The following is a 23,450-nucleotide window of genomic DNA, read 5'->3' as shown; positions in this document are numbered from 1 at the left end:
TAGTGTTAGCTTCGATTACGCCTCTTCCGCTAATTTGGCAACAGAATCAGTGTCAGCAAGCACGGTATTCTTTTTGGGCTCTTCTTTCCCCGCCGGTTCTTTAGCCTCACTGCCAGCTCCCTGTTTCTGACGGACATATAAAGCCTGTAACCAGAGGGGAACAAAAATAACGATGTCGTAAAAACGATTAGCCAAAACACCTAAGTGCAGTGAAGCCATCGCCAAAAACCGAAGTATTATGGTCATTCCCCGCAGGGATAAGCCCACCCCAATACCAATTACCGTTCGCGCTGAACGGATAAACTGCTCCAAAGGAATTGCCAGAAAGGCCAGAATCAAGGGAAGCACAAACCCAAGTCCCATCTGTGCCAGAGGAATTGGCCAAAGCTGCTCAGAACCTAATAACTGCTGTTGCAGAATCAACTCACGGGAGAAAGCCAGGTTTCCACCGACTACAGCCAAAACCAATAAGAGTGCCAAAGCCACTCCCAGCAATAACCTGCGCGTACTCTCACCGAGGGAACCTACCGCAGGAAACATTCGAGTAACCTGCAAGCATTCCATAATCAACAATCCGACAGTGATCTGCAAAAAGATAACCACTGCGGCTGAAATACTGGCGAGACTGTAACTGCCAAGTGAAGCTTCAGCACCCAGTACTGCCGCCATAGGCTGTGCCAGTAACTGGAAATTCACCATAGCGCCAGCTAAAGCAACCACTAATACCAGAGAAGCTGTCAGAAAGCGGCTGAAAGAGGATGAAGACAGCAAGTGAAGACTTTTACCCGTTTCCTGCAAAATCTCTTCGTAGCGCTCCATATGACCATCCAGCGCTTTGGCCCGCCGAATAACCGATTCTACATTTTTGTTAATACGTCCCAATGTCGAAAGCATTGCACGCCAACTGGGCAGCATACGTTTTAGTAGTTGATGCCTCTCCCGGGTGGACTCACGATAGGACTCCAGAGCTTTGGACTCGGCCTTGCGCATAGACTGATTAATAGTATCGAGAACATCAGCTACCACTGGGTCTTCTTTACCGGGAATTTCCGAAACAGCTCGAATAGCCCTGGCCCAGTTCGACGGTTCCGGTGCTATTTCAGCACTGCGTACATAGTCTTCATCCAAGCTGCTGAGTTGTTCACAGAGCTTTCTATGTAAGGTTGGATACAGTGCCAAATCCCGCTGTACGGTTTGCTCAATACGTTCAAATTCTCTTTCAATCTGGCGCTCTGCCGTGTCCCGGCCTTCGGCAAAAAGTACCTCTCGATTGCGCTCTACCAGTCTTTGTTCTGCGGAATCAATATTACTCGCCATAAAGCGCAACGCCCGATGGCCCAGACGCGCTATTGCATATACGGCGCGATGCACAGGCTCACGGGCCAGGAACAAAACAATCAATCCCAGGATGCCCCAAAGCCAAGGTGGTAAACTTTGCATTAGTTGACTCATCTCTTCCCCCTTATTATCAGCCCAATTGGCCTCTATCCTAACAGCTGCGGACAGCACATTCGCCCAAAAGTTCACAATTTGTACAGGAGTATGACGACAGCTTTGCCATTGGGATTAGGCCCTAATATTGGAAACACAGGGAAAGTTGATATAGACGCAGGGCCGTTAAAACAACCCTACAATACGGAACCATACAGGTGACATCATTAAGTAACCTGAAAACAGTTGTTCTTTTACATCAATTTAAGTTTATCCCGTTAGAAATTAAAAAAATAAACGTCTGCATCGAGTAGAGAAAATCAACAATAAAGCACAATACTTGCCAAAGAAAAAAACAGCACCATATACGAGACACAAAATGCCAAAAAAATAAATTGCACGCATACCTTGCAAAACTTTGACTGAGAAAAACAATACATTTCCAAACTTAAAAACCACAGCCAAACCAAACCAAAAATATTCAGGCCCAATAAATAAGGCACATTTTTTCCTAAGCCTTACCCCTCCTACGTCTACACTCCAAACTAAATTCTCATTGAGTGAGTGTTTTTCCCTAACACGGCAGAAACAATTTTACGCTGACTCCCACGTCGTCATGGCAGATAACGTGGGGTAATTTTGGGAACCTAAACGACAGGAGTCGATGGAAGGTCAAACTCTTATTTTAAGAGAGATCTATCTGTATCAAGGAGAGGTACGAGGTATATGCCGGTTCTTTTTTTTAGCAACTCCGGCCTTCAAGGCGATCTATTATTTTCACTGTTTTCACAAGCTATTCCCATACCCTGGGAAAAATCTAGCATTGGAAAACAAAAAAACTGCCTGCAGCATTATCAGGCTATCGTGATAGATTGCTGGCAAATTGGTGTGAGCTCTGACTCAAAGCAGTTTCTTTCAGATCTAAAGAAGATTAGTCATGCAAAAGCTTTACTGATTAATCTCCCAGCCAACCTACCCATTCATATATCGGAAAAGTTACGCCAGAAAGGTTTTCACCTACTTTGTGACAGCAATACCAGTCAGGAAAACCTTATTCACAAATTGGATACCGCGATTCACAGTGCCGAGGGGCGACAACATATCAGCCCACAAAACTCCCTCCCTCTTACCCGCAGGGAACAGGAAATACTCGGACAACTCACTACCGGTGAACCCAACAGTGTGATCGCAACAAAATTGCACCTTAGCGAACACACTGTGAAAAATCACATGTATAACATTTTCCGGAAAATTGGAGTTAAAAACCGGCTGCAGGCCAGTAATTGGGCCAAGCTCAATCTCCAGGAAGAGAGGATATGAGATTAACCCTGTTGATGTTGACACTGTGTGCATCCCTGGCCTTTGGCCAGGATGACACAGAGGTCCCTCCAGCAGATACCGATTCTGGAAAACTCGAAGACGAAATCAGTGGATTCAATATTGATCGAACAATAACCCGTACCGGGCACGATTTTGCCCGCTACATGAGCGAATACAGAAACCTTAATTATCCAGATGCCACTTACAACTTAACTATTTACGAAAGACCCTCAGCACGTTGGGGAAATCTCATCTGGGTTACCTATAACGACAAAATTGTTTTCAGGCGTTTTATCAGTCCAAGCACCAATAATATTCATCGCTTGGCCGATGAGGCCGCGCAATATATTCACCAGGAAGTACTGCAAGCGCGTGTTCGCAGCTCACTCACAGACACCTTTGATTTGGGTAAGGATGAATTCTAATGAAGATCAAATCATTACTGGGTACCGCTTTTTTTTCTCTGGCGGCGTTTTCATATCATCACGTCTCGGCCACCGAATTAATCTATGAACCGGTAAACCCCAATTTTGGTGGTAACCCACTCAATGGTACTTACCTTCTGCAAAATGCGCAGTCACAAGATACTCACGAAGATCCGGATAAACCAGACAGCCTCTATGAACAACCCAGTGCTCTGGATAGGTTCAGCGACTCGCTGGAAACCCGCCTGCTAAACCAACTTCTAACCGATGTTGGTGATGGTAATAGTGGAGAACTGATTACAGACGACTTTATCGTACAAATCGTTGATAACGATGGTGTCCTGACAGTACTTATCACCGACCGCAGTACCGGAGATAAAAGCGAAATCGTTGTAAGCGGGCTAAACCCGACAAACTAACGAACGTTTAAATTTCAAAGGATTCTTTGGCAATGCGTAATGCAATAAAAAAAGTGATAGCTTTGCCCATCGTAGCGACATTAATGACGCTAAGTAGTTGTTCCGCGGTCAAAGATGTGGGCGATGCACTTTTTGGTCCGGGCATCACAGATGCAATGCTCACCCCGAGGAAAAACACCTATCGGGACCTGATCAACCTTCCGCAACCGAAGGGTAAAATATTGGTGGCGGTATACGGTTTCCGCGATCAGACTGGCCAGTACAAACCCGCACCAAACAGCAGTTTCTCTACCGCAGTCACCCAAGGTGGCGCGGCCATGCTGATGGACGTACTCAATGAGTCCGGCTGGTTTATCCCGTTGGAACGTGAAGGGCTGCAAAATCTGCTGACAGAGCGGAAGATTATCCGTGCAGGATTAACCAAGCCGGATATTCCCGTCAATAACAGTGTGCCACTTCCCACACTCGTAGCTGCGAATGTCCTATTAGAAGGCGGCATTGTTGCCTACGACCAAAATATTCAAACCGGTGGCGCAGGTGCTCGCTATTTTGGTATTGGCGCAGACGAGCAGTATCGCGTGGATCAGGTAACAGTGAACTTGCGGGCCATAGATATTCGTTCCGGGCGGGTACTCCACTCTGTATTGACATCTAAAACCGTCTACTCCAAGGCAATCAGTGCCGATGTATTTCGCTACGTAAAATATCGGCGCCTGTTGGAATTAGAAGCTGGCACTACTTATAATGAACCCGCACAGCTTGCTATGCTTTCAGCGATGGAATCTGCTGTGATTCATTTGATCAGTGAAGGCATCGTGCACAACTCTTGGGCACTTGCCAATCCGGATGAGATCGAAAATCCGATATTGCAGTACTACCTTAATGACAGCACTGTCATTATGTAGTATCAATGACTGACAAATTATATTTTTAAGCTCGGCTTAAAATTGGGATACTTGGAAAGATGTACCATAAATTCAGAGTTATTTTTTCTGCCACCCTAGCAATGGCTGTTGTTAATCTTCCGGGTTTAGGCCATTGCTCAGACTTGGATTCCAGCAGTGAATTGGCTGTTGCGAGCGAATTAAGCGCAGCCAATCTTTACTCCGTCACAAATTTAACCGTAATCAACCAGGAAGGTGGAAACAACAACATACATACCCGCCAATCAGGTAGTAACAACTACACTTCTGCTCACCAGGACGGCAATAGAAATAGTTTATCGGTCACCCAATCTGGTGAGGATAATATTATCACATCGAGTCAGGTCGGGAATTACAACTATTCAATGTTGATACAAATAGGTTTTGAGAATTTTATAGATATCGACCAGTATGGAGTTGGCAATACCGCGGGTATATCCCAATTTGGAATACAAAATAGTGCCCATGTGGAAGAGATTGGCAGTTTTCATAACGTCAATATTTACCAAAGTGGGAATGGCCTTCACACTTCGGTCACTGTTAGCGGAACTGCTACAACAACGTATATTAGCCAATATGACTAATAAATAATAATACTTCTCTGATTCCCTTTCACCTGATTAGACTTCTTTATTTTAATTCATGTAAGCTTATTAAGTGACAATAATTATTACAGCAACTTAGAAAATTCATCAGAAATGTGATTATTTGAACCTCGCGCCGTATAAAAGAATTTTCTGACAAGCTTTATCACCCCACCTAAAAAAAAGAACTTTCTTCCTAAAGTTTCGAGACTTCTGCCCTATAGCCACAACCCCCAAAGACGACAAAACTCTATTCAGCATCAAGCTGCTGTTAAAAATGATATTGCTAGATGTTTCACAAGGAATGTGAAGGTTAGAAGCAGTCGGTTTCACTCCAGATAACTCACATACGCCTGACACAGCCGTATCGTGTCCTGAGACAAAACACTCCCAATATCTAATGGTGCTGAATTCTTTTATTTGTAAAAAGCTGTACAGCTATATTTGACATCCCTATGGAGTTACTGATGACTAAGTACACACCTATTGCCGCCAGTGTTCTTCTGGCGATCGCCAGTACCGGAGCCTTAGCTACCAACAATACCGCCATTCTCAACCAAAATGGCACTGGCAACATGGCCACGGCTGATCAGAGTGATGCCACTGTATCCAACAACCTGATCACACAAACCCAAACCGGTGACAACAACGTAGTTTATGCAGAGCAAACCAGCTTTAATGATTCCGGTGTAATTACCCAAACTCAAGTCGGGGACATGAATGACGCAGAGTCCTTCCAGAATGATTCCAGTACTGCAATTGTTACTATCACCCAAATCAACGACGGTCACTTTGCAACAACTACACAAAGTTTTGTAGATACCAGCGTTGCTACTGTCACCCAAAGTGGTAGTCCACAAACAGCAGCAGTAACTCAAACTATCAGTGCGAATGATACTGCTGTAGTGACTCAGTCCGGCGACGGTAATGTAGGTAATGTTATCCAAACTAATGGTTCATTTAACACCGCAATATTAACCCAAACAGGAACCACCAATACTGCAACTTCTACTCAAATTTCCAGTACCTTGAGCACTGTTAATGCTACCCAGGCAGGTACCACAAACTCTGTAGTACTTATTCAAAACCTGGCCACCAACAGCACCTCAGTTTCCTTCCAGGATGGCACTTCCAACACATTCACTTCATCACAGACAGCTGGTGATGGGAACTACAGCGAGGGCTTCCAAAATGGTACTACTCAGGGCTTGACTCACATTCAAGTTGGAGATGATCACTGGGCTTATACCGAGCAAGTGGGCACCACCAATATTGGCGTGATATCCCAAACAGGCTTGGATAACTATTCTGAAGGCTACCAGGATGGAACGTTCAATAGCTTGACCGTCACCCAGCCTGGCGACTTCAATACCACTATCGCCTCGCAGACCGGTAATAACAACACTATTGCCGTAACCCAGGCAACCGATACCAACATGGCTACACCTACACAGGTAGGTGATTTCAACATGGCAATTATCATTCAATAGTAAAGGGTGTAGGCCGGCTTAATTGGCCGGCCTATTTTCAATTTGATGGGCTAAGTGCAAGCTTTAATTATTACTAGTCCAAAATTCGCATGAGACAACCATTTTCTACATTTAATGCCACCCCCCAAATCAGCTGCCATTATTTGCCATAGCTAGTTAAAAAAAGAACTTTATTCCTAAGGTTTCGGCACTTCCGTCCTATGGCTGTAACTCCAGAAGACGACAAAACTCTAATCAGCATCAAGCTGCTGTTTAAATGATATTGCTAGGTTTTCACAAGGAATGTGAAGGTTAATAAGCAGTCGGGTTCATCCCAGTTTCCTCACGTACTTCAGACAAAGTTGTAGTATGCCTGAAAATGAGACTCTCCCAATATCAAATGATGCTGTTTTCCTTTTGTTTGTAAAAGCTGTACAGCGATATTTGACATCTATATGGAGTTACAGATGACCAAGTACACACCTATTGCCGCCAGTGTTCTTCTGGCGATCGCCAGCACCGGAGCCCTCGCCACGAACAATACCGCCATTCTCAATCAGAACGGTACTGGTAACATGGCAACCGCTGATCAGAGTGATCCAACGGTAACCAACAACGTTATCACCCAGACTCAAACTGGTGATACGAATGAAGTTTATGCTGAGCAATCCAGCAATAACGATTCAGGAGTAATTACTCAAACTCAAGTAGGAGATATGAATTACGCGGAATCATTCCAGAACGATTCCAATGTGCCAGTGGCTACTATCACCCAGATAAATGACGGCCAGTTTGCATCGACTACTCAGAGCTTTGTAGACACCAGCGTTACAGTGATTACCCAAAGTGGTGGCACACAAATCGCAACTACAGCTCAAACCCTTAGCACAAATGACACAGCTGTAGTCACTCAATCCGGTGATGGTAATGTGGCTGCAGCCATTCAAAGCGTTACCTCATTGAATACCGCAATTATTACTCAAACCGGCACCAATGGTACCGCTTCTGCAACGCAAAGTAATAGCACGCAGAACACCATGAATATGATCCAGGCAGGTGATACTAACACTGTCGCTCACCAGCAAATATCTGCGAGCAACAGCACCACCTTCTCCTTCCAGGATGGCTCTTTCAACACCTTGTTCTTTAGCCAGACTGATGACGGAAACTACAGTGAGGGCTTGCAAGACGGTACTACCCAGACTTTGGTCCACAACCAAAGTGGCGGTGACCACTGGGCATACACAGAACAAGTGGGACTCACTAATGTTGCTGTCGTTACCCAAAGTGGTTTCGATAACTTCTCCCAGGCCGCTCAGGATGGTACTTTCAATAACCTGACCGTGACACAACCTGGCGATTTCAATAGCGCTACATCATCACAAGTTGGCAACTTCAACACCATAACTGTGACCCAAGTAGGTGACTTCAACGCAGCCGCACCCGCCCAGGTGGGCGATGGCAATGTGGCAGTAATTATTCAGTAATCAAGATAAAGGCCGACTGTTAAAGTCGGCCTTTTTTTAACGAAAAAAATCATCTCACAAACTTTAATCTCAATTTATCCACACTAAATTCTCATAGCCACCATAAGTGAACACTCTACAATATTTCTGCATATATAGTGTTTAAGAAGTAAAAATCACTATATCTACCAGATAATCAGCTTCGCCGTTTCATTCAAGCTGTTCAAGATCTTTTATATTCAAAATTAAAATTCTACGGAGATAAAATGATACGTTACCAAACGTTAGCCATCGGACTCTTCCTGTGTGTCCCAAGCTACAATGCTGTCGCATCTAATAATACCGCTACAGTTCTACAAAGCGGATTAACCAATAGTGCCACTGTGGATCAGGGTGATCCTACTGCTATTGGAAATTTAGTTACTCAAATTCAGACCGGGAATCTAAATACTGCTAATGCTACGCAGCAAACAAATAGCACCTCTAATGGAATTGATCAGGAACAACTCGGAGACAGCAACTCCATTTTTTCAACTCAAACGGCAGCTTCTAATACAACAGCGACTGTTTACCAGGACGGCGTTAGTCACAGCGTAACTACAAGCCAAACTAATACAACAACCAGCAGCGGTAGTGTTGAGCAATTCGGAACCCTTCAGTCTGCCACTATCAGCCAGGTCAATAGCGTTTCTGATAATGCCGACTTTGAGCAATTTGGCACTCAAAACCTGGCTACAGTTACCCAAGCAAATAGCGACTCAAGTACCACCATATCTTCACAATCTGGAGATTCAAATGGTGCTGGATATACGCAGACAGGTCTGGCCCACTTGATTGATGCCACTCAGATTGGTACCTCCAATACAATCAGTGCTGTACAAAGTAGTCAGCAGGGCTCAATCACCATCATACAGGATGGTGATAACAACACTTCTTTTCATGGACAATTTGGAATATTTGCAACTGGGTCATCGACTCAAATAGGCTCTATGAATCTGATTAATATGAATCAAGGCGGTAGTAATAATTTGGCAACCACCTTGCAAATAGGAACAAACAACACGCACCAGACCGGCCAGAATGGCATCAGCCAAACAGCCAATGCCACTCAAAATGGCAGCAATAATATGGGCTTTATTTTTCAATAACATCACGCTTAGTTGTTTATTAACGGGCTACTCTAACAAGTAGCCCAACCTGAACCTCACTATAACTCTACAAACCTTTCGCTTAAATCCGTTTATCGTATCCCTGTACAGGCATATCCAGTTAACGCAGAAAACAACAACAAAGAAGTTTTTCCTATTTTTTAGGCACTAACTTCCCATAGCAATATTTGAGGCTTACGATAAAACTCATACCAGCATCAGGGTATTGTCAGGTACTCCAGAGATAATACCTATTAGGGATAGCAATAAAACAAGGTGTGCCAAACTCCTTGCGCAATAAATGCCATACCCTATCTATGGAGTCTTTTGTCCTTCCTAGGCTTGATGCTTCACCGCAACTGAAATCATGGGGATAAGAAAAATCCACCTTACCTTCAATCGGAGATATCGATGCGAATCCATACACCAATTTCCGTGGGCATCAGTCTATGCCTTGTCGGGTCAATTACTTATGCGGATGGAAATACAACTACCGTGGAACAAACGGGTAACAATCACCAGGTGACTGCAAACCAAGTAGACCCAACAGCAACAAACAACCTTATTGAGGTTATTCAGGCAGATGAAGCACAGGTTAGCAATAGCCTGCAAGACACTTCAACCAACCTGAGTATTATCAGACATGAGCAAGTAACATTGGGGAATGAAGCTGACTCGACTCAAACTAATTTCTCAGATGATGCAGAGGTAAATATTTATCAGGAGGGCGCTGGAAATTTCGCCTCTACTTTACAAGACAGTACCTCTTCCAGCCTTGTTGACATTTCTCAGTTCGACAATGCAAATGACATCATTTTTTCCCAAACGGACAGTAGTTTCGATACAGTCAACCTCTATCAGTCTGGCTTTGATAACCAGATGTTAGTGACTCAAACTACCACTACGTTTAACAGCCTAAATGTGTCTCAAACGGGTGATCAAAATAGCGCAGATGCCGAACAAACAGGGTTTGATAATCTGTTGACCTCCTCGCAAACGGGCAATCTGAATACTTACTTTTCTATACAAACGGGTGACATCCTGGTAGCAACAAGTACCCAGATAGGAGATGGTAACATTAGTACCCAGACCCAGACGGGAGATATTTTGTTGGTTTCTACGCTACAAGATGGTACTGGCAATATGTCCATCGTGGATCAAGCTGGAGCAATGCAAACTGCAAGCAGTACCCAGATAGGAACAACTAACCTTCATACTATTACCCAAAGCGTCGACAATCAAACGGCTATTGGCATTCAGAATGGTATGTTAAACCAAGGATTTATCATGCAGTAGCGGCATATTCGTTCCGGCCGAAAGTTATTATATTTTCAATATACATAGAGGAAAGAATGCATTTTTTAATGCCAGCTTTAATTTATGAGTCACTTACAAAGCTACCCAAAGAATGGCATTCTTTCCTTACCTGATAAAAATACTGCATCAATATTTTCTTACGTAGCAGTGGTTTCAAAATTCTTCGTCTACAGTTTTCCATGTAAACGATTTCTCACATTTTGACGTTACTCACTTCACAGGTAACACAGGCAAAAGTTTTAACGACCGGATTTACCACTAGACGGTAATACACAGGAGTTAGCCGTGCAGAAGATTACCGTAATTCCACTGGTACTGGCGATATCTGCCACCAGCTTGGGTTATGCTGCAGAAAATACTACATTAATCACCCAAAGTGGCTCCAGTAACTCAGCTGTAGCGGATCAAACTGACCCAAGCGCTATCGATAATCACCTGGAGATCAGTCAGGACGGCTCTGCTCATATTGCAGAGGCCGTACAGCAAAACGAAATTGAAAGCTCAATTATCCAAATACAAGAAGGCAGTCTTAACGACGCCTATAGCCTGCAAATGGATGGGATCGCAAATAGCGTAGAAATATTCCAGTCGGGCTCTAATAATCGTGCCAGTAGCTATCAATTAGCCACACAGCATGGGCAATCGACAATACGCCAGGTGGGGTCCGGTAATGAGGCAGAGATCCAACAACACCTCGGTAGCGATAATGTCTCTGTTATTGAGCAAATGGGCGAACTCCACGGCGCATTAATTGGACAATATGCAAGCTTTAATTCCGATGCGATGATTTTCCAGCAAGGCTCAAGTCATGAAGCCATAATCAGCCAGGAAGGCACCGGGCACTACGCCAGTATCCAACAGATCGGCGCCGCCAACAGCGCAGATGTCGCCCAGTCCGATATGTACAACGAACTGGACCTCTATCAGGACGGCGAGGGCAATATGGCCACCATCGTGCAAGTATCCTGGTATAACAGTGCCTACGTCACTCAAGATGGCTACTTAAATTCCGCCAATATTATGCAGGCCGGGAATGGTGGATTAGGCGGTGGCCATATGGTGATCGTCAATCAGTCTGGCAGTATGAATGACGCAACTGTGATTCAAAATGGTTTCTCCCAATCCGCCAATATTACCCAAACCGGTACCGGTAATACGGCAGTGGTTTTACAGTAACGAAGTTATTACCAGTCGGAGTAAGGTCAACTTATTCCGACTGGATTCCTGAGGTAAAAGCACTCATTTCTTGATACTTATTTCTCATTAAATTGAGAATAAAGCCCTATAGAAACTTACTATACCGCCATCAACAATGAAAATAGCGGTAGTTGGGTCAATTCGCTTTTAGCGCTCTTAATAATTACTGTCCGGAATTTAATTTCCAGTGGTAATTTCCCTATGTTTGCTTGCCAACACCGCACTTTAAAGCCGTAATTTTCATGCTCCTTGTTATGTAGTCGTGGAGGTATTCGTGAAAAAAGTTATTTACTCGCCGGTAGTCATATTTATCGCATTTCTTTCCGTCAATTCCGCCTTTGGGAATGACCAAACCGTAGAGCAGATACAGGTTGGTATTGGCAACAATGCCGTTGCCAACCAGAGGTTTCCGCTTAATGAGGGCAACTTAATCCTGCAAGAGCAAATTGGCTTTTTTAATGACGCCACCGGCATTCAATCCATAGAAATCAACAGCACAATTTCCCAATTTCAAACTGGCCGCAATCATTTTTCCAGAGTCTCCCAATCTACTGGTAGCGACAATGCGGGACAGAGCGTACAGATTGGCTCTAATAGCAGATCGCTCACCCGACAAGTTAACCAAATAAACGGTTTCTCCCTGCACACTCAGGATGGCCAGGGACAGGTTGCCACCACGGTACAGATTTCCGGAGCCAATAACAGCGTCAACATTGAGCAGACAGACAGAGCCAATGTCGCCGCCGTGGCACAAGTATTCAATTTTACGGGTAATGCCTCAATCTCACAGGCGGGTTTGCTTAATTTAGGTGTCAGTGAGCAAACCGGCATCGCTCATGAATCTTCAATTACCCAGGCAGGCGCACTTAACTTTTCCGAAATGGAGCAGCTGGGCACGGGGAATTCATCGTCAGCTTCACAGGAAGGGTTGTTAAATTCAGCAAATTCTTTGCAAGCTGGTATTGGCAATACCAACCAATCAAACCAAATTGGGCTGGAAAATAACGTTTCATTTTCTCAACTAGGTCTGAATCAAATGGCCAGTAGCACCCAGATTGGCTTATTTAACCAGGTCCAAACCAGTCAGGTGAGAGCGGGAGCATCCAGCAACACCCTACAGATCGGCATTTCCAACAGCAGCCATATTTCCCAGTAAATAGGCTCGCAGCAAAATTGCCAATCAAAAAATCCGACTTAAATCCCCGCGCTATTCATAGCAACAGGCAAAAGCTATAGAGAGAGAAAAGTGAAATTAGAACTCTGCAATAGAACTTTCTTCTCAAGGATTTACAACTTCTCTCCTATAGCGACTGCCTCAATTCCCAGCAAGAATATTGAGGACGGAACGAAATTTTGGACTCCTAAGCAGTATCAGGGAAGCCATCAAAATGTATCAGTCCTACCCTCCCACTTACCTGTTTGACTGGCGGCAATGCCTTTGCGGCAACGCTGCTCCCCCTCTTTACAGTGATACCTACCCCCCAGGCTAGGTGCACCTGCTGTAAAACCCTCGGCGCAGGATGACGTGCCACCCCTTTTCAGCCACTTAGGCTGGTATTTCACCATGTGATGCTCATTGAAGTTTGTAGTAATGGAGACACTCATGAAGACTTTGACCCCTATCGCTGTAGCCCTAACCCTGGCCATCAGTGGAACCGCTTACGCGGGCGGCAACACTGCCACTCAGGACCAGAATGGCGGCCACAACAATGCCACTATCGATCAGACTGGGCCGCTGACCTGGGATAACAACGCTATGCAGGAACAGCATGGCCATAGCAATGATGCAGAGATCACTCATAGCATTGAACTCGGCAGCTATGGGTACCAGTACCAGGAAGGTGATCACCATTCAGCGGAGTTGCTGCAAAGCGGTGGTGCCGGCAACGAGTCGTTCAGCTTCCAGTCCGGCACCACCAACGTGTCTGAGACCTACCAGATTGGACAGCTCGGCAGCTACTCCGCCCATCAGCAATCTGGGGACAACCACTACGCCCTCACCTATCAGTTTGCAGGTGCTGGCAACATGGTGATGATTAGCCAGATGGACAGCCACAACACGGCAACCGCCACCCAGGTTGTTAGCGTTGGCTCTGAGACCGTTATCCGTCAGAGAGGAGAGCTGCACAACGCAGATACCTTCCAGAGCGGCTTTGGCCACGATGCCGGCATGCGCCAGTCCGGTGAATCCAATGATGGTGATATTCGTCAGGTGGGTGGTGATCACTACGCCCGTATGCGTCAGCGCGGCCACAACCAGGAAGCGGATATTTCCCAGGCAGGGTACGACCACAGTGCGAGTGCCCGCCAGAGAGGCCACCACAATGATGTGTACCTGGGACAGATCGGTTCTGGGCACAGCGCAACAGCACGCCAATCAGGAGACAACAACAATAGCCTGGTGGGACAGTTCGGCCTCTACGAAACTGCTACGGTAATGCAGTCTGGCCACGCTAACCAAAGCCTCGTATTCCAGTAGAACGGGCAACAACAAAAAAGGGCGGCCCATGGCCGCCCTTTTTTTAATCACCTCGAATTTACAGGTGCTCAACCGCATCGATTTCGTACTCCACCGCACCGGAAGGTGTTTGGACCACCACCACATCACCCACTTCCTTGCCGATCAACGCGCGGGCAATCGGAGAGTTCACCGAGATCTTGTGCTTTTTAACATCGGCCTCGTCGTCACCCACAATTTTGTATGTGACTTCCTTATCGTCATCCAGGTGAATAATCGTTACCGTAGTACCGAAAATTACCTTGTCACTGGGCTCGATGCTTTTCACATCAATGACCAGAGAGTGGGAAAGCTTGCTCTCGATTTCCTGGATACGGCCTTCGATAAAGCCCTGCTTTTCCCGCGCCGCGTGGTATTCGGCATTTTCCTTCAAATCACCGTGTTCGCGCGCTTCAGCAATCGCCTGTACAACGGTAGGGCGTTCAACTTTTTTCAGATTGTCCAGCTCTGAGCGCAGCGCTTCTGCGCCTTCAACGGTCATTGGTACCCGGTTCAATGTGGGACCTCCATTATTGTTACGACAAAACCGGGCCCAGTGAGATCACGGGGCCCGGTTGGATTTCACAAGTTGGTTTTAAAGCTATTAAGACAGCTTTACGACACGCTGGTGAAGGTCTTGCAGGCGGCGAACCTGTAGCGGCTGCTCCTGACGCATGGCCATCGCCATGGCCTGGGCCGCTGCCAGGGTGGTGGTGTAACACACCTGGTGGTTCTCGGCACTGCGACGGATATCCGCAGAGTCGCGAATCGCCTGGCGCCCTTCGGTAGTGTTCACTACCAGTGCGATCTCGTCGTTCTTAATCATATCGACGATATGCGGGCGACCTTCACTCATCTTGTTGACGGTTGTAACGGGAATATTGTTTTCTTGCAAGACCTTGGCAGTGCCACGGCTGGCAATTACTTCGAAGCCAAGCTCCACCAGATCGCGGGCTACGCCCACTGCATCGGCCTTGTCGAAGTCACGCACAGAGATAAATGCGCGTCCGGACTCCGGCAGACGGTCGCCAGCGGCAACCAGGCCCTTGTCGAAGGCCTCTGCGAAGGTAGCACCTACGCCCATTACTTCGCCGGTGGATTTCATCTCGGGGCCGAGAATCGGGTCCACTTTCGGGAACTTGTTGAACGGGAATACAGACTCTTTAACGGAGTAGTAGTCCGGTACGATTTCTTCGGTAAAGCCCTGCTCCTGCAAGCTGATACCCGCCTGACAGCGCGCAGCCACTTTCGCCAGTGAAGTGCCGATGCACTTGGAGACGAAAGGTACAGTTCGGGAAGCGCGCGGGTTCACCTCGATCACGTAGATCTCGCCGTCCTGGTAGGCCAGCTGGGTATTCATCAAGCCAACTACGCCCAGCTCGCGAGCCATGGCTTTCACTTCTTCGCGCATACGGTCCTGCACATCCGCCGGCAGGCTATAAGGCGGCAGGGAGCAAGCGGAGTCACCGGAGTGAACACCACACTGTTCAATGTGCTGCATGATGGCGCCGATCACAACGTCCTTGCCATCGGATACCGCATCGATATCCACCTCAATAGCGGCGTTGAGGAAGTGGTCCAGCAGTACCGGCGCTTCGTCGGAAACCTGTACCGCTTCTTTCATATAAGTGAGCAGTTCGTCTTCTTTGTAGACGATCTCCATCGCGCGGCCGCCCAATACGTAAGACGGGCGCACAACCAGCGGGTAACCCACATCTTTCGCCGCCTGGATGGCTTCGGAGACAGAGCGCACGATGGCGTTTTTCGGCTGCTTGAGGCCGAGACGCATAATCATCTGCTGGAAGCGCTCGCGGTCTTCAGCGCGGTCAATCTGCTCTGGTGTGGTACCGATAATCGGCACACCTTCGTTGGCCAGGTAGCGCGCCAGGTTCAGCGGAGTCTGGCCGCCGAACTGTACGATCACGCCTTCCGGCTTCTCTTTGGCAACAATTTCCAGCACGTCTTCCAGGGTTACCGGCTCGAAGTAGAGGCGGTCGGAAGTGTCGTAGTCGGTGGAAACAGTCTCCGGGTTACAGTTGACCATGATAGTCTCGTAACCGTCTTCGCGCATCGCCAGTGCGGCGTGTACACAGCAGTAGTCGAACTCGATGCCCTGGCCGATACGGTTGGGGCCACCGCCGAGTACCATGATTTTCTTCTTGTCGGACGGCTGCGCTTCGCACTCCTCATCGTAGGTGGAGTACATGTAAGCAGTAGAGGTGCTGAACTCAGCAGCACAGGTGTCCACGCGCTTGTAAGACGGGAATACACCCAGCTTGTGACGGAATTCGCGCACAGTCTTCTGGCTCACCCCCAGCAGGTCCGCCAGGCGGCGATCGGAGAAGCCTTTGCGCTTGAGGAAGCGCATTTGCTCAGTAGTCAGCGCCGAGGTAGGCAGTGACTTGAGCGGCTCTTCGATTTTGATCAGCTCTTCAATCTGTACCAGGAACCAGGGATCGATACCGGACAGGTCGTAAACTTCGCCGACGCTCATTCCCATACGGAAGGCGTCGCCCACGTACCAGATGCGCTCGGCACCCGGAACGGAGAGTTCGCTGCGCAGGCGGGTCTCAGCGCCGTCTTTGCTCGGGTCAATCTTGCTTTCCAGGCCGAAGCTGCCCACTTCCAGACCGCGCAGGGCTTTCTGCATGGACTCCTGGAAGGTACGGCCAATTGCCATCACTTCACCCACAGACTTCATCTGGGTGGTCAGGCGCGCATCGGCTTCACCGAATTTCTCAAAGGTGAAGCGCGGGATCTTGGTAACAACGTAATCGATAGACGGCTCGAAGGACGCCGGGGTAGCACCGCCAGTGATATCGTTCTGCAACTCGTCCAGGGTGTAACCCACCGCCAGCTTGGCCGCGACCTTGGCGATCGGGAAGCCGGTGGCCTTGGAGGCCAGTGCGGAGGAGCGGGATACGCGGGGGTTCATCTCGATCACAACTACGCGGCCAGTCTTCGGGCAAACGCCGAACTGTACGTTGGAGCCGCCAGTCTCAACGCCGATCTCGCGTAGTACCGCGATAGAAGCATTGCGCATCAGCTGGTATTCCTTGTCGGTCAGCGTCTGCGCCGGGGCAACGGTGATGGAGTCACCGGTGTGTACGCCCATCGGGTCGAAGTTCTCGATGGAACATACGATGATGCAGTTGTCGTTCTTATCGCGAACCACTTCCATCTCGTACTCTTTCCAGCCGAGCAGGGATTCGTCGATCAGCAATTCGTTGGTGGGGGAGAGGTCGAGACCGCGCTTACAGATCTCTTCAAACTCCGGCCAGTTGTAGGCCACACCGCCACCGGAACCACCCATGGTGAAGGACGGACGGATAATTACCGGGAAGCCGAACTCTTCCGGTACTTTCTTCGCCTCTTCCATGGAGTGGACGATCTTGGCGCGCGGAGTTTCCAGGCCGATCGCCTTCATCGCCTTGTCGAACAGGTCGCGGTCTTCCGCTTTCTCGATAGCGTCTTTGTCCGCACCGATCAGCTCGACATTGAATTCCTTCAGGACACCGTGCTTGTCCAGGTCCAGGGCGCAGTTCAGTGCTGTCTGGCCACCCATGGTGGGCAGGATGGCGTCGGGGCGCTCCTGCTCAATAATCTTGGCAACGGTGCGCCACTCCACCGGCTCGATGTAGGTGGCATCGGCCATGGCCGGGTCGGTCATGATGGTGGCCGGGTTGGAGTTCACCAGGATCACCCGGTAACCCTCTTCGCGCAGCGCCTTACAGGCCTGGGCGCCGGAGTAGTCAAATTCGCACGCCTGGCCGATCACGATGGGGCCTGCGCCGATAATCAGAATGCTTTGGATATCTGTGCGTTTTGGCATCTTTCTTCCGTTCTACTACCGGCAAAGGCCGGCTGCGCTAAATTTCATTCGTTTCTTGTTAAAACCGCCGCAAAAGCGGCGGTTAATTGCCCTACCCTGGGCGGCTACGCCCTTAGGCGCGCTCTTTCATCAAATCGATAAAGTGGTCGAACAACGGCGCCACATCGTGTGGGCCCGGGCTCGCTTCCGGGTGTCCCTGGAAGCTGAAGGCCGGCTTGTCCTTCAGGTGAATACCCTGCAAGGTACCGTCGAACAGGGACTTGTGGGTAACTTCCACATTGTCCGGCAGGCTGTCGGCGTCCACTTCAAAACCGTGGTTCTGCGCGGTGATCATCACCTTGGTGCTGTTCAGGTCTTGTACCGGGTGGTTACCACCGTGGTGACCGAACTTCATCTTGGCAGTTTTACCGCCCACCGCCAGGCCCAACAACTGGTGGCCCAGGCAGATGCCGTAGGTGGGGATGCCCGCGTCCAGGATTTCGCGGATAGCGGTGATTGCGTATTCGCAGGGCTCGGGGTCGCCGGGGCCATTGGACAGGAATACACCGTTGGGATTCATCGCCAGTACTTCGGGCGCTGGGGTCTCCGCCGGTACTACGGTGATGTCACAGCCGCGATCCACCAGCATGCGCAGGATATTGCGCTTCACACCAAAGTCGTAAGCCACTACTTTGAAGGGCTGTTCCGGCGCGGCCTTGTGGCCTTCGCCGAGAGTCCAGGTACCTTCACTAAAGGGGTAGGCTTCCTTGGTGCTCACTACCTTGGCCAGGTCCATCCCTTTCAGACCGGCAAATTCCTTGGCCTTGGCCAGGGCTTCTTCGTGGTCGATATTGTCACCGGCAACGATGCAACCGCTCTGCGCACCTTTGTCGCGCAGCAGGCGGGTCAGGCGACGAGTGTCGATATCGGCGATACCAACGATATTGCGCTCGCGCAGGTAGTCCTCCAGGGACTGCTCGTTGCGGAAGCTGCTGGCCAGCAGCGGCAGGTCGCGGATTACCAGGCCGGCGGCCCAGATATCAGCGCACTCTTCGTCTTCCTGGTTGGTGCCAGTGTTGCCGATGTGCGGGTAGGTCAGAGTCACAATCTGGCGGGCGTAGGAGGGATCGGTGAGGATCTCCTGGTAGCCGGTCATGGATGTGTTGAACACGACCTCGCCAACAGAACTGCCATGGGCACCGATTGCGCGTCCTTCAAAGACACTACCATCTGCGAGCACCAGCAGCGCGGGAGTTGTACTCTGCATAAAGTTGTGGGGCATGAAAGCCTCCGACGTAGGGACAGCTTTAGTCAAATTGAACTCCAATCTTCAGAACTGCTTCCGGGCGGGGTTTGCGGGCTTCGGAGCACGCGGGCTCCTGACTGGTGCGCGCATAAAAAAGCGAGATGAAACATCGCAGCTTCATCTCGCTTTAAAAATCTTTTCACGCGTGATTCTCACAAAGTGGCCGACGGTTGCCGCCAGCTTTTTAGTAGGCTCACGCTGCGCGATTCAGCTTCGCGGCACCGGCCCAAATCGGGCGCAGATTCTACGCGAATTCACCTCTGGACGCTAGTGCAAAAATACGCCAGGCTACTTTCCCTGAAAATCTCACTCCGGCTTGCGTCCCAACCGGAAAAGACTGCTGCCCATTTTCAGCTCCGCCTTCTCCAGCATGGTCTTATTCATACGCAGGGCCACCTCGCGGCCGCTGTCGGCAAACTCGATCATACCGCCAGTGGCGGCAAAGCGCTCGGCATCGCTCACCGTCAGAACCGGGAAAAACTCCAGTGCCACCAACGCCTTGAGCAGTGTGGGGCGATCCAGGGTACTCAGCACCACAATTTGGCACTTGCGCGCCCGCAGCATCTCCTTGACCTCAATTTTCTCAAGCTCCACATCCCGCCCATCAATACGCTGATTCTTGAACCGGGCCGCCAGTGGCTCACCGAGAGAGTCCCCACCCATCAGGCACACCTTGAACGGGGCACTGCTGTTGGCGAAGGCATTGACCGGCCACTGTAGGTGGTAGGCGAAGTGCACTATGTAATCCACCATTACCCGTCGCCCCAAAGGCGTATCGGAGAGCTGCACCGCAGCCTGGGCACCCACACCGGTGAAAAGTACTATCAGGAAAAGTATCAGGGCGGGAATAGTGCGAAGTGAACCTGGGCTGGATATCGTCATAGAAGCTCAAACCCTGCGGTTTGCATCTCCCGAAAGGAAGCTGCGGTGGGCTGTTACCCGCAGCGGCCAAAGCTCGCTGCGGCTCTATTTGCGCGCCAGCGAAAAGCCCGGCCACCTACTCAGATTAGCCCAACGCAAAGGCCCCCGCCGGGACCAGAGTTACAGCGCCTAAAGATCCTCCCCCGGCAATATCGGGCGCCACTTCAACGCCTTTTCGATAGATATGATCATGGCTCCAGCCACATCCTTGCGTGTAGCGCTCTCGATGCCTTCAAGTCCCGGTGAGGAATTTACCTCCAATAACAGCGGCCCCTTGCGGGAGCGAATAATATCCACACCCGCCACCTTGAGCCCCAACACCTTGGCAGCCTTGACCGCCAGGCGCTTCTCCTCGGCGGTAACTTTAACTACTGAAGCCGTACCGCCCTGGTGAATATTGGCACGAAATTCCCCAGGTGCCGCCTCGCGCTGGATCGAGGCCACCACACGACCATCGATAACAAACAGGCGAAGATCCTTTCCCTCCGCCTCGCGAATAAACTCCTGCACCAGAAGATTGGCCTTGAGAGACTTAAACGCATTAATCACCGACTCCCCAGCCTTGCGGGTTTCTGCCAAAACCACACCACGCCCCTGGGTTCCCTCCAGCAACTTCACTACCAGTGGCGCACCGCCCACCATTTCGATCAGCTCGTTGGTATCCACTGGGGAATTGGCAAACCCGGAGGTGGGAATATTTAATCCACTTTGTTGCAGCAACTGCAGGGAAAATAATTTATCCCGGGACTGACTGATAGCGGCAGAGCCATTCAGGGCAAAAATATCCAGGCTCTCAAAGTGCCGCGTCAGCGCACAACCGTAAAAAGTCTGGCTGGGGCGAATACGGGGAATCACCGCGTCCAGGCTATTGAGTATGCGACCATCCCGGTAGTGCACTTCCGGCTCATCAGGGTCGAGCTTCATATAGCACTGGCGGATATCGAGAAAACTCATGCGATGTCCGCGCTCGGCTCCCGCTTCCATAATGCGCCGGTTGCTATAGAGATCCGGGTTCGATGCCAGCAGCCCGATGCGCAGGCCGGTACCGGCAATATGGTGCTCATCCCGATAATATTCATCCAACTGGCTTTTCGGGATATCGCCAATACAGAAGCTCTCAGCCGGATCTACCAGCATTCGCCCAATCATGGCTTCGCGCCCCAACAACATGCGATAGCCCATACTGTCCCGATTGGTCAGGGTCAGTTCGATATCCCAGACACTGCCACCAATGGAAATAGAGGTACGAATTACCGGGCGTTTTTCGCTTTCTCCGGAGGAGCTGCGCACCAGCCTTTTATCCAAAAGCCGCGCCTCACAACGCACTGAAGGGCGGCGCTGGTGCTGCAGTGGATGCGCCTCAAAACTCACCCAGGGTTCGCCATCGCGCTTGAAGGTATGGATGTTGTAAGCGTGCAAACAGGAAGTTTTAGCCCCGGAGTCCACACGCACCTTAATCGCCGGGACGCCGAGTGCGGGAAGCCCGCACCACTCCTCGCTGCCGACAATCAGCTTTCTTTCCAATCGAGGTTCCTCAAAGGAAGGTTACAGGGTGACCGGTCGAACGAATGTTGCCGGCCTTTTAGTTTTACCCGCAAAAATGGCGGGCAAATGAAAATCGAAAATTTCTTTCACAGCGCCCCTGCAGGCGCTGAATTTATTTACTCTTTGTAAGGTTAGTTAAGGCCGAGCACATCGCGCATGTCGTAGTGCCCCGGCGCCCGCGTACTCCCTTCCTCTCCCATCATCCACAGTGCCGCGCGCACGGCACCACGAGCAAAAGAGAGCCTGCTGCTGGCGCGGTGGCTAATTTCGACCCGCTCACCTTCTGCCAGGAACATCACCGAGTGCTCTCCCACTACGTCACCACCGCGCACTGTGGCAAAACCGATAGTATCCCTATCGCGGGCACCGGTTTGACCTTCGCGGCCGTAAACTGCCACTTTATCCAGATCGCGCCCCAGAGTTTCCGCGATCACTTCTCCCATACTCAGTGCCGTGCCGGAAGGTGCATCCACTTTGTGGCGATGATGGGCTTCGACAATCTCGATATCGGCCTCTTCCGCCATTACCCGCGCAGCAGTTTCCAACAATTTAAAGCACAGGTTTACCCCGGTGGAAAAATTACTGGCGAGGCACAGCGGCACCTGATCTGCATAAGCCAATACTTTATTTTTTTCCTCGCTATCAAAGCCCGTGGTGCCGATTACAATGGGGAGGTTTTTCTCCGCACAATAGGCAGTATTTTCCACGGTCGCTTTAGGGGCAGTAAAATCAATAAGTACGTCAAAGTCCACCTTATCGAGGCTGTCCACAATAGCCAGGCCGCTGCGGCCCAGACCGGCAACTTCGCCGGCATCAGCGCCGACCAAGCTGGAGCCAGGCCGCACTATAGCCGCTGACAGTTCGGCCTTATCAGACAGGGACAAAGCCTCCGCCAACGCTCGTCCCATTCGACCACCAAATCCCGTCACCGCCACTTTTACCGCCATCACAGCACTCCAGTCCAAATCTATAAGGTTCTGGATTCTACAACGCACCCGGTAGAGCGCATAGATACCAGTAAGCCAGTATTAGCGTGCCTAAAAATCGCTAGTCACTCCGCAAAAGTAAAACAAAAAGAAATATCCACATATTTTTAAATTGCCAAGAGGATACTTGCGCAAAACGCGATATCAGCGGCCACTGCTACGCTTTACTGTGAGGGGTAAATGGAGCGCCAATATGCGACTGATGATCCTGTCCAACCATCTACCACACATCATGGCGGTAGTGATCTCTCTGAGTCTGGCTTTTGGCAGCACGCCGGCATCTGCCCAGCAGCAAAATGCCAATCCAGACTTTTGGGAGAAGTATGATGATATTACCGATTGGGTGACGCTGCGTTTGCAGCTCACCCCGGGACAGGAAAAAACCGTATTACCCATTATGCAAAAGAGCTTCGCAGAGAAAAAAGCGGTGCTGGAAAAATACGGTTTACTCAGTGGTAAAAAAGTCTCCCTAACCCCCAAGCAACGCGGCGAAATTGGCGCTCAATTCGCAGCTATCAGCCTGGAAACACACAAAGAATTGGAAGGTATTTTAAATAAGGAGCAACTGCGCAAAGCGCAAAAAATCCAACAGGAATTCCTGAGTGAATTCGCAGCCCGCTTGAGAACCAAAACTTCCCAATAGAAGGCATTCTATTGAAGGAATAATACTCGCCTGGAAATAAAA

The 23,450-nt window shown here is 49.5% G+C and carries 20 protein-coding genes and 1 pseudogene; 13 read left to right on the top strand and 8 right to left on the bottom strand.

Translation table 11 applies throughout. The annotated features are described in order from the left end of the window. Positions 1-15: 15 nt before the first annotated feature. Positions 16-1,452: a hypothetical protein gene (locus tag ACJJIZ_RS06370; protein ID WP_444915579.1), complete on the bottom strand. Its 1,437-nt coding sequence runs from the start codon at positions 1,450-1,452 to the stop codon at positions 16-18. 867 nt (positions 1,453-2,319) lie between these two features. Between ACJJIZ_RS06370 and ACJJIZ_RS06365 the strand changes: the two genes are divergently transcribed. The 12 genes from ACJJIZ_RS06365 (at position 2,320) to ACJJIZ_RS06310 (ending at position 14,178) form a co-directional block, all read left to right on the top strand. Further along, positions 2,320-2,751 (top strand): response regulator transcription factor, encoded by a 432-nt coding sequence (locus ACJJIZ_RS06365; RefSeq protein WP_282931332.1) that lies wholly within the window; start codon positions 2,320-2,322, stop codon positions 2,749-2,751. Then, positions 2,748-3,176 carry a CsgE family curli-type amyloid fiber assembly protein gene (locus tag ACJJIZ_RS06360; RefSeq protein ID WP_413663257.1) on the top strand — a complete coding sequence of 143 codons (429 nt, stop codon included), beginning with the start codon at positions 2,748-2,750 and terminating at the stop codon, positions 3,174-3,176. Before ACJJIZ_RS06365 ends, ACJJIZ_RS06360 begins: the two co-directional genes overlap by 4 nt. Further along, positions 3,176-3,595 carry a curli assembly protein CsgF gene (locus ACJJIZ_RS06355; RefSeq protein WP_413663258.1) on the top strand — a complete coding sequence of 140 codons (420 nt, stop codon included), beginning with the start codon at positions 3,176-3,178 and terminating at the stop codon, positions 3,593-3,595. The genes ACJJIZ_RS06360 and ACJJIZ_RS06355 overlap by 1 nt, the downstream gene beginning before the upstream one ends. 32 nt (positions 3,596-3,627) lie before the next feature. Then, entirely contained in the window at positions 3,628-4,500 is an 873-nt protein-coding gene (locus tag ACJJIZ_RS06350) for a CsgG/HfaB family protein (RefSeq protein WP_413663259.1), read from the top strand. A gap of 59 nt (positions 4,501-4,559) precedes the next feature. Beyond that, positions 4,560-5,102 (top strand): hypothetical protein, encoded by a 543-nt coding sequence (locus ACJJIZ_RS06345; protein WP_444915578.1) that lies wholly within the window; start codon positions 4,560-4,562, stop codon positions 5,100-5,102. 467 nt (positions 5,103-5,569) lie between these two features. Continuing rightward, positions 5,570-6,592 (top strand): hypothetical protein, encoded by a 1,023-nt coding sequence (locus ACJJIZ_RS06340; protein WP_444915577.1) that lies wholly within the window; start codon positions 5,570-5,572, stop codon positions 6,590-6,592. A gap of 446 nt (positions 6,593-7,038) precedes the next feature. Beyond that, the gene (locus ACJJIZ_RS06335) at positions 7,039-8,058 is read left to right on the top strand and encodes a hypothetical protein (protein ID WP_444915576.1); all 1,020 of its coding nucleotides are present in this window, start codon (positions 7,039-7,041) and stop codon (positions 8,056-8,058) included. Positions 8,059-8,303: 245 nt separating this feature from the next. Next, positions 8,304-9,185, top strand: a complete 882-nt coding sequence (locus ACJJIZ_RS06330; protein WP_444915575.1) for a hypothetical protein — start codon at positions 8,304-8,306, stop codon at positions 9,183-9,185. 411 nt (positions 9,186-9,596) lie between these two features. Next, positions 9,597-10,481, top strand: coding sequence for a hypothetical protein (locus ACJJIZ_RS06325; protein WP_444915574.1), 885 nt, complete (start codon positions 9,597-9,599; stop codon positions 10,479-10,481). A gap of 306 nt (positions 10,482-10,787) precedes the next feature. Next, on the top strand, positions 10,788-11,678 hold the full coding sequence (locus ACJJIZ_RS06320) for a hypothetical protein (protein ID WP_444915573.1): 891 nt from the start codon (positions 10,788-10,790) through the stop codon (positions 11,676-11,678). Between the two features lie 295 nt (positions 11,679-11,973). Then, positions 11,974-12,855: a hypothetical protein gene (locus ACJJIZ_RS06315; protein ID WP_444915572.1), complete on the top strand. Its 882-nt coding sequence runs from the start codon at positions 11,974-11,976 to the stop codon at positions 12,853-12,855. Between the two features lie 447 nt (positions 12,856-13,302). Next, entirely contained in the window at positions 13,303-14,178 is an 876-nt protein-coding gene (locus ACJJIZ_RS06310; protein ID WP_444915571.1) for a hypothetical protein, read from the top strand. A gap of 58 nt (positions 14,179-14,236) precedes the next feature. Here the strand turns inward: ACJJIZ_RS06310 and greA are convergent, their stop codons facing one another. The 7 genes and pseudogenes from greA to dapB form a co-directional block, all read right to left on the bottom strand. Next, positions 14,237-14,713: a transcription elongation factor GreA gene (gene greA / locus ACJJIZ_RS06305; protein WP_413663270.1), complete on the bottom strand. Its 477-nt coding sequence runs from the start codon at positions 14,711-14,713 to the stop codon at positions 14,237-14,239. A gap of 87 nt (positions 14,714-14,800) precedes the next feature. Further along, a complete protein-coding gene (gene carB, locus ACJJIZ_RS06300) occupies positions 14,801-18,028 on the bottom strand; it encodes a carbamoyl-phosphate synthase large subunit (protein WP_444891977.1) in 3,228 nt (1,075 codons plus the stop codon). A 112-nt stretch (positions 18,029-18,140) separates the two neighbouring features. Beyond that, entirely contained in the window at positions 18,141-19,289 is a 1,149-nt protein-coding gene (gene carA / locus ACJJIZ_RS06295) for a glutamine-hydrolyzing carbamoyl-phosphate synthase small subunit (RefSeq protein WP_444915570.1), read from the bottom strand. 330 nt (positions 19,290-19,619) lie between these two features. Then, entirely contained in the window at positions 19,620-20,195 is a 576-nt protein-coding gene (locus ACJJIZ_RS06290; protein WP_444915569.1) for a YfiR family protein, read from the bottom strand. Between the two features lie 168 nt (positions 20,196-20,363). Next, positions 20,364-21,272, bottom strand: coding sequence for a 30S ribosomal protein S6--L-glutamate ligase (rimK, locus tag ACJJIZ_RS06285; protein ID WP_413665891.1), 909 nt, complete (start codon positions 21,270-21,272; stop codon positions 20,364-20,366). Between the two features lie 129 nt (positions 21,273-21,401). Beyond that, positions 21,402-21,686 (bottom strand): annotated as a pseudogene (locus ACJJIZ_RS06280) (ATP-dependent zinc protease family protein); the annotation flags it as partial. A gap of 224 nt (positions 21,687-21,910) precedes the next feature. Next, the gene (gene dapB / locus ACJJIZ_RS06275; protein WP_444915568.1) at positions 21,911-22,726 is read right to left on the bottom strand and encodes a 4-hydroxy-tetrahydrodipicolinate reductase; all 816 of its coding nucleotides are present in this window, start codon (positions 22,724-22,726) and stop codon (positions 21,911-21,913) included. 232 nt (positions 22,727-22,958) lie between these two features. Here dapB and ACJJIZ_RS06270 point away from each other — a divergent pair, with 232 nt between their 5' ends. Then, positions 22,959-23,408, top strand: coding sequence for a hypothetical protein (locus ACJJIZ_RS06270; protein ID WP_444915567.1), 450 nt, complete (start codon positions 22,959-22,961; stop codon positions 23,406-23,408). The last annotated feature ends 42 nt before the right edge of the window (positions 23,409-23,450 follow it).

It is taken from the genome of Microbulbifer maximicatervae (SeqCode) (assembly GCF_052467225.1).
Note: the sequence above shows the minus strand (reverse complement) of the source record. Positions and strands in the feature narration are given on the sequence as shown.